The 11,269-nt window shown below is 42.3% G+C and carries 10 protein-coding genes; 2 read left to right on the forward strand and 8 right to left on the reverse strand.

Annotated elements, in window-relative coordinates; translation table 11 throughout:
- Positions 1 to 56: 56 nt before the first annotated feature.
- From motS to CE058_RS09890, 4 genes are all read right to left on the reverse strand, one after another.
- Entirely contained in the window at positions 57 to 788 is a 732-nt protein-coding gene (motS, locus tag CE058_RS09875; protein WP_048010842.1) for a flagellar motor protein MotS, read from the reverse strand.
- Complete coding sequence (gene motP / locus CE058_RS09880) at positions 778 to 1,596, reverse strand: flagellar motor protein MotP (RefSeq protein ID WP_048010841.1); 819 nt, start codon at positions 1,594 to 1,596, stop codon at positions 778 to 780. Before motP ends, motS begins: the two co-directional genes overlap by 11 nt.
- A gap of 533 nt (positions 1,597 to 2,129) precedes the next feature.
- Complete coding sequence (ccpA, locus tag CE058_RS09885; RefSeq protein WP_048010840.1) at positions 2,130 to 3,128, reverse strand: catabolite control protein A; 999 nt, start codon at positions 3,126 to 3,128, stop codon at positions 2,130 to 2,132.
- 300 nt (positions 3,129 to 3,428) lie between these two features.
- Positions 3,429 to 4,505 (reverse strand): bifunctional 3-deoxy-7-phosphoheptulonate synthase/chorismate mutase, encoded by a 1,077-nt coding sequence (locus tag CE058_RS09890; RefSeq protein ID WP_048010839.1) that lies wholly within the window; start codon positions 4,503 to 4,505, stop codon positions 3,429 to 3,431.
- Positions 4,506 to 4,782: 277 nt separating this feature from the next.
- Between CE058_RS09890 and pilM the strand changes: the two genes are divergently transcribed.
- Entirely contained in the window at positions 4,783 to 6,963 is a 2,181-nt protein-coding gene (gene pilM / locus CE058_RS09895; protein WP_163142280.1) for a pilus assembly protein PilM, read from the forward strand.
- Positions 6,964 to 6,993: 30 nt separating this feature from the next.
- Here pilM and ytxJ read toward each other — a convergent pair whose 3' ends face one another.
- The 3 genes from ytxJ to CE058_RS09910 form a co-directional block, all read right to left on the reverse strand.
- Positions 6,994 to 7,323 (reverse strand): bacillithiol system redox-active protein YtxJ, encoded by a 330-nt coding sequence (gene ytxJ, locus CE058_RS09900; protein WP_048010837.1) that lies wholly within the window; start codon positions 7,321 to 7,323, stop codon positions 6,994 to 6,996.
- 70 nt (positions 7,324 to 7,393) lie between these two features.
- Positions 7,394 to 7,897, reverse strand: a complete 504-nt coding sequence (locus CE058_RS09905; RefSeq protein ID WP_048010836.1) for a YtxH domain-containing protein — start codon at positions 7,895 to 7,897, stop codon at positions 7,394 to 7,396.
- Positions 7,898 to 7,919: 22 nt separating this feature from the next.
- Entirely contained in the window at positions 7,920 to 8,405 is a 486-nt protein-coding gene (locus CE058_RS09910) for a DUF948 domain-containing protein (RefSeq protein WP_035330351.1), read from the reverse strand.
- Between the two features lie 228 nt (positions 8,406 to 8,633).
- Here CE058_RS09910 and CE058_RS09915 point away from each other — a divergent pair, with 228 nt between their 5' ends.
- Complete coding sequence (locus tag CE058_RS09915) at positions 8,634 to 9,749, forward strand: aminopeptidase (RefSeq protein ID WP_048010835.1); 1,116 nt, start codon at positions 8,634 to 8,636, stop codon at positions 9,747 to 9,749.
- A gap of 56 nt (positions 9,750 to 9,805) precedes the next feature.
- On the opposite strand, the gene murC is transcribed toward CE058_RS09915, so the two are convergent.
- Positions 9,806 to 11,101, reverse strand: a complete 1,296-nt coding sequence (gene murC, locus CE058_RS09920) for a UDP-N-acetylmuramate--L-alanine ligase (RefSeq protein ID WP_048010834.1) — start codon at positions 11,099 to 11,101, stop codon at positions 9,806 to 9,808.
- Between the last annotated feature and the right edge of the window lie 168 nt (positions 11,102 to 11,269).

Genomic DNA, 11,269 nt, shown 5'->3' on the forward strand with positions numbered 1-11,269 from the left:
TCCGGCTGCCATTTCTTCACAGTCAAATAAACAGGCCTGGCTTTAGCCAGACCTGTTTATTGATTGTTTTCTTCATTAAATTTCGGATCAGAAATAATGATTTCAACACGCCTGTTTTTCTCCCAATTTTCCGGTCCGGAATTGGGAACGATGGGACGGGTTTCCCCGTAGCCGATAGCCATAAATCTGTGGCTGTCAAGGTTATGCCCTTCTGTTAAATATCTGATTACTGTACTGGCCCTGGCAGCAGATAACTCCCAATTGGACGGATATCTATATGTAGTTATGGGCCGGTCATCAGTATGTCCTTCCACCTTCACCAGGTTGGGCATGTTTGCTAACAGGGTTCCTACTTTATCCAGGAAAGGGTAGGAGCTCTCTATAAGACTGGCATCCCCGGATTCGAATAAAACCTGTTCCTGCAGGACGAGAACGACACCACGCTCCGTTCTGTTTGCCACTATAACCTCTTCTAAACCATTCACATCCAGAAAGGACTGTATTTCCATCTGGAGCTCATCAAGCGAATCAAATTGACCGCTGCCTTCTTTTTCCGTATTTTCTTCCATTTCTCCCTGATTCTCCGCTGGAATGATGGACGGCTGGAAATCAAGCACCTGTTTGTCCCGGAAAGAGTCAGAAATCGCCTGAAATTTCATTAAATCAATCTGTGACATTGAAAATAGCAGGATAAAGAAAACCAATATTAATGTAACGAGATCTGAGAAAGTTACCATCCAGATTGGGGCACCTTTAGGAGGCTCAGGAGATCTTCGCCTACGCCTCATGATTCAAAGCCTCCCCCGCGTTTACTGCCCTCTCAAGCTCTCTCCGTTCCTCAGAGGATAAAAAGGCGCTCAGCTTCTCCTCCAGAATTTTTGGGTTTTGACCGGATTGAACACCGATGACCCCTTCAATAATGATCTCCTTTAAAAATACTTCCTTCTCTGTCTTCAAAGCCAGCTTTGCTGCCATCGGCAGAAAAATAAGATTGGCCAGAAGTGAGCCATATAATGTAGTCAATAAGGCAATGGCCATATTTGGCCCAAGAGTGGAGGGATCATTTAAATTTTTCAGCATCAGAACCAGGCCGATCAGAGTTCCTATCATCCCCCAAGCCGGAGCGTACTCACCCGCTCTTTCAAGAATACTTCTGCCTTTTCTGTGCCTCTCTTCCATCGCCATTATTTCGGCATTCATAATGTCAGTAATGACATCCGGCTCTATGCCATCCACAGCCAGATAAATGCCTTTCCTAATAAAAGAATCTTCAACTTCCCCGACTTCAGCCTCAAGCGACAATAGCCCTTCACGCCGGGCACGCTCAGAGAGTTTGACAAAAATCCCAATCAGGTCGCCAACGCTTTGTTCTTCACTGGAAAAAACCTGCTTAAAAACTGTGGGCATATGCCTGATATCTTTTAATGGAAAACTAACAAGCAGCCCGGCTATTAATCCGCCTAAAACAATAAGAATTGATGAAGGATCAATAAATGATAAAAACCCATCTGCTCCACCATTCCACATAATCCCAAAAATGAGCATAGCCAGGCCCGCCAGTAACCCAGCAGGTGTTAACATATCGAACTTTCTCATACTCTCTCTCCCTGATCCACTGCATTATCTAAAAGTTTTAGTATAAAGTGAAACTCAATCAGTCGGGGTGCTTTTCTCCCCGCTGGTTGTTAGTTGAGGCCCACAGGAAGCGGGTCACAAAGACGTTGCCACAGGACAAGGAAAGCAACGGCAGCGATACATCGCACGACCGAAAGCGGCAGCTTTTGGGAGGATGTGGCGTTCTTAGTCTTTGTCCTTTTTTCGGGCCTTTACATTATAAAGCGAGGCGACTTGCCCAGGGGTGACAAGCGAGCCCCTAGGAGCCGCAGCTAGATTGGGCAGTTTGATCGCCACTTATCTCCTTTAAATCCACTGAGTCTTGAAAGGGGGATCTTACTGCCCGTTAGACTGCGATAAATTTTGACAGAAAGAAACGCCTTTCATATTAAGGCGTTTCTCTCTCTTCCCTTGTCCAGCTGCTGAAGGCAAAGAACGACTTCAACTTCTGGCCCTCCAGCGCTTGTCGGGGCTGGTCGAGGCGCTTCCGCTTTTCTTTTATATCGGCATGTTTCTTATTTTGTTGAGCTTCGTTCTTCAATTCGATGTGGGAGTACAACAATTTGCTCATCGACAGATTCTTTATTCATAAGTTTCGTAAGCAATCTCATGGCAACTGCACCGATATCATACAATGGCTGTACAACTGACGTCAGCTGGGGACGAACCATTAAGGTCAATCTGGTATTGTCTGAGCTGATGACCTCAAAGTCTTTCGGGACATCATAGCCTTTATCCTCGGCCCCATGGACGATACCCAAAGCCATCTCATCAGATCCCGCAAAAATAGCAGTTGGGCGAGGGTCGGCATCAAGCAGTCTCTCAAAGGCTTCTATACCTGAATCATACGTGTAATCTCCTTCAACCACCAATTCCTCGCGGAAGGAAACTTCAGATTCTTCCAGTGCACGCTTATAGCCTGCAAGCTTCTTTTCCTGATTAATCGGCTCGCGGAGGGGTCCTACCACAAGAGCAACATCTTTATGTCCTTTTTCAATAAATGACTTTGTGACATCAAATGCTGCCTGTTCATAGTTAATATTCACAGATGGAATTTTGCCCGTTTCTTCAATAGAGCCGGCCAGCACGATCGGAACCGGTGACTTCTCAAACTCTTCAACAAGCTCGGACGTAATGTTGCCGCCCATGAAGACTATTCCATCCACTTGTTTCCCGAGCATAGTATTAAGCAAATGCAGCTCTTTTTCGATATTCTGGTCGGAGTTGCTGAGAATGATGTTGTATTTATACATTGTCGCAATATCTTCTATGCCCCTTGCCAGTTCTGCAAAAAAGGTGCTGGAAATATCGGGAATGATCACACCGACTGTAGTGGTTTTTTTGCTTGCCAATCCTCTTGCAACCGCGTTCGGACGGTATCCAAGCCGGTCAATTACTTCCATTACTTTTTTTCTTGTTGCGGGTTTAACGTTCGGGTTGCCATTTACAACACGAGAAACCGTTGCCATTGACACATTCGCTTCTCTCGCCACATCATATATTGTTACATTCATTACTGACACTCCTTTTTTGAATAGCGGTCACTTCTATTACTTTATATTTTACAGCAACACGACATAACCTACTCATTTTTTATCCTAATTTGTGAGCAGTTACACATGAACAATTATGTATTTAATCATACGACAGTCCAGGAATTGCCGCAATGTCAAGGCTTATATTTCTGAAAAAAACTTAAAACTTCACTTTACAAGCGAAAAAAAGAGCCCTCTGCAATGAGCAGAAGGCTCTCCGTATATTGAATAGTTCCGTTGATGCCGAATCAGAATGCGCGAACGGCTCTTATTCGATGATCACACTTTCAGCAATGCTGAAGATTGCAGTTCAGACATAAAATGGTCAAATTGATTTAAGTCCATTTGCTGTGCTGAATCTGAAAGGGCAACAGCCGGGTCAGGATGAACTTCTGCCATTACGCCATCTGCGCCGATTGCCAGCGCTGCTTTTGCTGCCGGAAGAAGCAAATCTCTGCGGCCTGTTGAATGTGTAACGTCAACTAGTACAGGCAAATGTGTTTCCTGCTTAAGGATTGGCACTGCTGAAATATCCAGTGTATTGCGTGTTGCCCGTTCGTAGGTGCGGATTCCCCGCTCACACAGGATGATCTGTCCATTTCCCTGGGACATGATGTATTCCGCAGCATTAATGAATTCTTCAATTGTAGCTGCAATTCCGCGCTTTAAAAGAACTGGCTTATTTACAGCACCCGCTGCTTTTAATAGCTCGAAGTTTTGCATGTTTCTTGCACCGATTTGAATGACATCAATATAATTTACAGCTGTTTCAATATCATTAGGGCTTACAATTTCAGAAATAACTGCCAGATCGTATTCATCTGCCACTCTTTTTAAAATTTTCAGGCCTTCAAGGCCAAGACCCTGAAAATCATATGGCGAAGTTCTTGGTTTATATGCTCCTCCGCGAAGAAGTTTAAGCCCTTTCGCTTTTACAGCTTCAGCAACAGTTGCTACCTGCTCATATGATTCAACTGCACATGGGCCAAAAACAAGATGAGGATTGCCATCTCCTACTTTTTCACCTTTCAAGTCCACAATAGTGTTTTCAGGCTTCTTTTTGCGTGAAACAAGAAGCGCTTTTCTATGATCATCTTTTTGAAGTTCAAGACCTGCTTTAAATATTTCCTTGAACATATGCTCAATTGTTGAATTTTCAAAAGGACCGTCATTATGCTCTTTTATCAAATCCAGCATTTTGCGTTCCCGGACAGGATCATAACGATAAACCCCTTGTGTTTCCTTTACTCTTCCGATTTCTTGAACAAGTTCAGCTCTTTCATTGATCAAAGATAAAAGCTGAAGATTCAGCTCATCCACTCGATTACGAAGTTTATCTAGTTCATTATTGCTCATTTCCTGTCCCTTCCTTTCGAATCTCAATTTAAGCCGTGCTGGTTTCAGGATGCATGTACATAGCCCGCAACTAAATGCGCAACGAGTTAAGCATTTCCATCTTTTTCTTTTACGGCCCATGGATATGTGATACATTTTTTATAATTAGGGTTATTATATATGAATTATTCAGACATGTCACGAAAAATTTCTTTATTAATTAAACGCTTTTAAGTAGTAAAGCGATCTAAAGGCATAAATAAGCATTCTAAGACAATTAAAAAGAAGGTGTATTGCTTTGGACGAACAAAAAAAGCTTTTTGCACTGGATATCGGCACTCGCACGGTTGTCGGAATTATTCTGGAAGAAGAAGGCGGCCAATACCATGTGAAAGACATCATGATTAGGGAGCATGCAGAGAGGGCCATGCTCGACGGCCAGATCCATGATGTTCCGGCTGTTTCAAAAATTATAGCAGAAATCAGGGATGATCTTGAAGTGAAACACGGCCCATTAAATAAAGTTTGTGTAGCAGCGGCAGGCAGGGCTTTAAAAACGGAAAGATCTAAAACCTCCATCACCATTAAAGGAAAACCCATGATGAAAAAGCAGGATATACTTCACCTTGAATTAAGTGCGGTTCAGCAGGCGCAGGCAATCGCTGCAGAAAAGCAGGCAGCTGAAAAAAGCTATTATTACTATTGTGTTGGATATTCGGTTTTATGCTACCGTCTTGATGGTGAAGAAATCGGAAGCCTGATTGATCAGCAGGGGGATGAGGCATCTGTCGAAATCATTGCTACCTTCCTGCCCAAAGTTGTAGTAGAGTCACTTATCTCAGCTCTTCAAAGAGCTGGCCTGGAAATGGAAGCTTTAACACTGGAGCCAATCGCAGCTATTAATGTCCTTATCCCGCCTTCAATGAGAAGGCTGAATGTGGCACTTGTTGATATTGGTGCCGGAACATCCGATATTGCCATAACAGATCTGGGCACAGTTACTGCTTTTGGAATGGTGCCTGTAGCAGGCGACGAGATCACCGAAGCCATCAGTGACCAGCTTCTGCTGGACTTCCCTCTAGCCGAAAAGGCAAAAAGAGACTTGCACGTATCCGATACGATTACTGTCACGGATATTCTCGGCTTCCAATCAGAAATCAGCAGGGAGGAGACAATTGAAAAAATCTCTCCAGCACTTGAACGTTTGACAAATTCCATCTGCGAGGAAATATTGCGGCTGAACAACAGGCCGCCAAAAGCCGTCATGCTGGCAGGCGGCGGGAGCTTAACACCCGGACTTCCTAAAAGGATAGCGAACAGATTAGGCCTTCCGGCAAACAGAGTTGCCATTAGGGGGATTGATGCTATCGGCGACCTGAATTTACCGGATAACACAGACCGAGGCCCCGAGTTAGTCACCCCAATAGGAATCGCAATTGCCGCTAAAAAAGCCCCGGTCCAATATTGTACTGTTTACGTCAACGATCAGCCTGTCCGGCTATTTGAGGTTAAAAACCTGACAGTCGGGGATTGTCTGCTGGCAGCAGGCATTAAAATGAATAAGCTTTACGGGAAGCCCGGACTTGCTATGATTATCAATTTAAATGGGCAAAACATTACGATCCCGGGAAGCCATGGAGAAGCTCCTGTCATTACACGCAACAGCCTTCCAAGTGCTTTAGATGAAGAAATCAAATCAGGGGATATCATAACCGTTTCTAAAGGGCGTGACGGATTGCCTGCTGAAGTCTGCATAAAGGATTTAATAGATGAAGTCCCGGAAAAGTCTATCACTATTAACGGAAAACAGTATACAATTCACCCTGCCATTACCTGTAATGAAAAAGTTGTCCCGCTAGAGCAGACTCTTGCTGATCGGGATAAAGTGGAGTGCAGGGTATCGGAAACAGCTGAAGAAATCTTAACCATTTTAAGTCTAAATAATTTATTAAACGAGCTTAAGCCTTTTCGAATCAGCATTAACGAAAAAGAGACTTTTCTGCCGCGCCATTCCGGAAAGCTTTATAAAAACGGCCTGGAGGTTAATTGTCACAGCATAGTAGAGGATGGTGACAATCTTCGCATTGAAAAAGGAAACACTCTGACCGTAAAGGAATTAGCAGATATTAAGCAGCTGGCACTTCAGGAGAGTATCCCTGTCATTTTTAACAGCAAGAAAATAGAGCTGTCCAGGGGAATACTCGAATTTCAGAGAGAAGGAGCTGTACTCACCGAAGATGACATAATTTCTGCTGGAGATGCCATAACAATTATGAAAAAACCAAGATCCCCCTTTATTTTTCAGGATATATTCAGCCATGTTAATGTCGATATGCCTGCTTCCTCTTCCGGAGGCTTCATCCTTTTGAAAAATGGGAAAAAAACATCCTTTCATGAATCTGTAGAGCCTGGTGATCACCTTAAAATTGTGTGGCCTTCCATAAATAATAAACAGCATTCAACTATTAAATATAGCTAGAAATTAAAAACCCATCCGATTGGATGGGTTTTATCTGTTTTCCTTTACAGCATTCAAAAGGGAGTCATATGTAATCTTCCAATGTGATGCATGCCATACAACATCTCCATTATTAAACAGAATTGCCTGTGGCGACTCATGTTTAATATGAAAAGCTTCTGCAATGTGATTGGACAAAGGGCGATCATCCTGAACAACCAGGTAATAAGCATTTACATCTTTATGCTCTTTTACAAAGCTTTCATATTCTTCATAAGCTGCACCGCTCACAGGGCATGTGGAACTATGTTTTAAAACCAGCAGCTGCTCTCCTGACTCTACCGCTTGATCGAATGCTTCATGACTATCAAATTTTTTCATTTTTCTCTCCTCCTAAAATTAAACAACGGTGAAGTTATCGTACCACTTCACCGTTGTTTAAACAAATAGTTTAGTTATACTTTTGCTCGGTTTCGTCAAAAGCTTTTTTCGTTTCTTCCAGCTTCATTTGGATTTCCGCATCATTGACTGGCGCGTTTCCTTCAGCCTGGAATGTTTCGTCAATGATAGCTGCTCCCTCTTCTTCAGCTGTTCCGTTTGAAGGAGCTTGTCCATTTTGATAGTCTTTTAAGTTTTTCACTTTATTTACAAGCTCATTGGATTGCTTGGTCACTGTTTGAGTTAACACATTTGTTTTCTCTTTAGCAGCATTAGCCAGTTCAGTTCCTTTTGTCATAGCTGTTTCGCGGTACTGTCCTGATTTTTCTTTTAAGATGGCCGCTTTTTCGCTTAAATCACTTTGAAGCTCTTTTCCTGATTTTGGAGCCAGGAACAAAGCTGTAGCTGCGCCAACCATTCCTCCTATAAGAGCACCAATCATAAAATCCTTCGTATTGATATTTTCCTCAGTTTTTACCTGGTTTGAATCAAATTGAGTACGGTCTTGGCTATTCATTCTCCTTTTTCCTCCTCTTATTCTAGTATCGTGCTCTTTCTCTCTGGCGTTCGGGCGGAAGCATTTGTTTCTCGCCGACATTGTACTGATAAGGGTCTTCTTTTCTCATTTTCCACTTATCCTTGATTTCAAGGAGAACATTGCTCCACTGAACCACCTGTGAGATTTTATCTTTATTCTGTTCAAGCTGTGTGTTAACAGAAGATGTGATTTTCTGAATGGATCCATTAAATTTGCGGACAGAGTCACCAACTTCTTTTACCGCAGTTACGACACTGTTCAGATTCTCAGACTTCTGCTGAATATCTGTTGCCAGTGAATTTGTTTTGTGCAGAAGGACTGTAGTTTCCTTCGTAACACCGTCTAATTGCCTTTCAAGGCCTGCTAATGTGTGTGAAACGTTATCTAATGTACCTTGCAAGGATTTTAATGTTTTTGCCAAATAAATGACCAAAACAAGGAATGCAATAGCAATGACTGCTACACTTAAGTATAAAATTATTTCCAATTCCTACACCTCCGGTTGTCTGTATACTAACTTTTTACCCAGATGCACTGCCTCTAAACCAGGAGTACATTAATAGATTCAACTTATAAAGTCCAAATTCCTTCTCATTCGGGTATTTTCATCAGTTAAAGTAAATATTAGCATAATTGGAAAACGTTAAACAAAACCATTCATTTCGGTTACAATAAGAGTTGTCGGAGAAATAAATTTTGATGGAGGTATATATGCATGAAAGATCCCCGTATTGAAAAGCTCGCCAAAAATTTGATTAACTATTCAGTCCGTCTCCAGAAAGGCGAGAAAATCCTTATTGAAAATTTTGGACTGCAGAAGGAATTGGTGACGGCTCTGGTTAAGGAAACATACGATGCTGGAGGATACCCATTTGTTTCCTTAAAAGATCATCAGGTGGATCGTTCCCTGCTTTTAGGAGCACAAGAAGAGCAATTCAATATGATGGCTGAATTTGAAGCAAATGTTATGAGCAAAATGGATGCATACATAGGACTTCGCTCCGGAGATAACATCAACGAGCAGGCTGATGTGCCGGATGATAAAATGAAAATCCATGGTTCAACAATTGGACAAAAAGTACATAGAGAAATTCGCGTGCCAAAAACGAAGTGGGTAGTCCTGCGCTATCCAAATGCTTCCATGGCTCAGCTTGCTAAAATGAGCACAGAGGCATTTGAAGATTTCTACTTTGATGTCTGCAATTTGGATTACGGCAAGATGGATAAAGCGATGGACAGCCTTGTAGAATTAATGAATAAGACCGATAAAGTCCGGATCACCGGCCCTGGTACAGATCTGTCCTTCTCGATTAAGGATATTCCTGCAATCAAATGTTCCGGTCAGATGAATATTCCTGATGGAGAGGTTTATACTGCCCCTGTACGTGAGTCTGTGAACGGCGTTATCACTTACAACACACCATCTCCATACCATGGTTTTACATTCGAAAATGTCAAACTGACATTTAAAGACGGTAAAATTGTTGAAGCGGAAGCCAATGACAGTGAACGCATCAATAAAATCTTTGATACGGATGAAGGTGCACGCTATATTGGTGAATTCGCCATCGGAGTTAATCCATACATTCTTCATCCGATGCAGGATATTCTGTTCGATGAAAAAATCGACGGAAGCTTCCACTTTACACCCGGACAGTGCTATGACGAAGCGTATAATGGCAATAAATCAAATATCCACTGGGATATGGTCAACATCCAGCGCCCTGACTATGGCGGCGGTGAGATCTACTTTGATGATGTATTAATCCGTAAAGACGGGCGATTCGTCATTGCTGAACTGGAAGCGTTAAATCCAGAGAACTTAAAGTAGGGTCACGAGTCTATGTAAAAAAGGATGCTTCCTGAGAGGAGCATCCTTTTTATAAATTATATTTGGTTTTCGTATGCCTGCTGGAATTTTTGGATATCTCCGGCACCCATAAACATAATTACACTTTCCTCATGATTTCTTAGGATAGCTGTTTCTTCCTCATTTAAAATTTGTGCATTAGGAATTTTATCCTTTAGATCATTGATCGTGAGCTTTCCATGGTTTTCCCGGGCAGAGCCAAAGATTTCACATAGATAAACCTTGTCAGCCAAATTGAGGCTTGATGCGAAATCCTCAAGAAATGCCTGAGTCCTAGTAAAAGTATGAGGCTGGAAAACGGCGACAACTTCCTTTTCAGGATACTTTTGTCTGGCAGCTTCTACAGTTGCCTTAATTTCTGTCGGATGATGGGCATAATCATCAATAATTACTTGAGAGCCCACTTTCTTCTCGGAAAATCTTCTTTTCACCCCTTCAAAGGAAAGAAGCTGTTCCTGAACAATCTTCGCATCAATCTCTTCATAATGACATAAAGCGATGACAGCTAAAGAGTTCAGGACGTTATGATCTCCATAGGCGGCAATTGAAAACGTCTCATAGAAGGTATTGCGGACAAAAACGTCAAATGTTGTTCCTTCAGTCGTCTTAACAACATTGCGTGCCTGGAAATCATTTTCTTCTCCGAAACCGTAAAATACGACAGGCACCTTAGCCTGTATTTTTTGCAGCTGTTCGTCATCACCACATGCAAAAATGCCCTTATTGACTTGCCAAGACATCTCCTGAAAAGCAGAGAAAACATCTTCAACATTGGCAAAGTAGTCAGGGTGGTCGAAATCGATGTTCGTCATTATCGCATAATCCGGGTAGTAAGAAAGGAAGTGTCTTCTGTATTCACAAGCTTCAAAAACAAAATACTCAGCTTCTTCGTCCCCTTTTCCCGTACCGTCTCCAATAAGGAATGAAGTTGGTTTTGCACCTCTCATAACATGTGCAAGCAAGCCTGTAGTGGATGTTTTTCCATGTGCTCCTGTAACAGCAATGCTTGTGAAATTCTTCATAAAATCACCTAAGAAGCGGTGATATCGCACAACAGGCAAGCCAAGCTTCATTGCTTCCTCAATCTCTTCATGCGTGTCCGGATATGCATTCCCGGCGATTACCGTCATGCCCGGCTGTATATTTTCCTTTTGAAAGGGAAGGATCTTTATTCCAGATTTTTCAAGTGCCACCTGTGTAAAAAAGTGTTTCTCAAAATCGGAGCCTTGAACCTGATAGTTCATATCATGCAGAACTTGTGCCAATGCACTCATTCCGGACCCCTTAATACCTACGAAATGGTAAATAGTCATATAAAGAACCTCCAACCATCGTATATCTGTAAAACAGTATATGACATATATCTAGTTTTGCGCATATCCCTTGAGAAGACATGCTTCCGTGACTGTGCTGCTATGCTGTTTCGATGTTATTTATATAAAGTGAAACTTCAATCAGTGGGGGTTTTCCTTATCCCCCAC

Source organism: Bacillus sp. 22-7 (genome assembly GCF_010628845.1).
In the GTDB taxonomy this organism is placed as follows: Bacteria; Bacillota; Bacilli; order Bacillales; family Cytobacillaceae; genus Cytobacillus; species Cytobacillus firmus_B.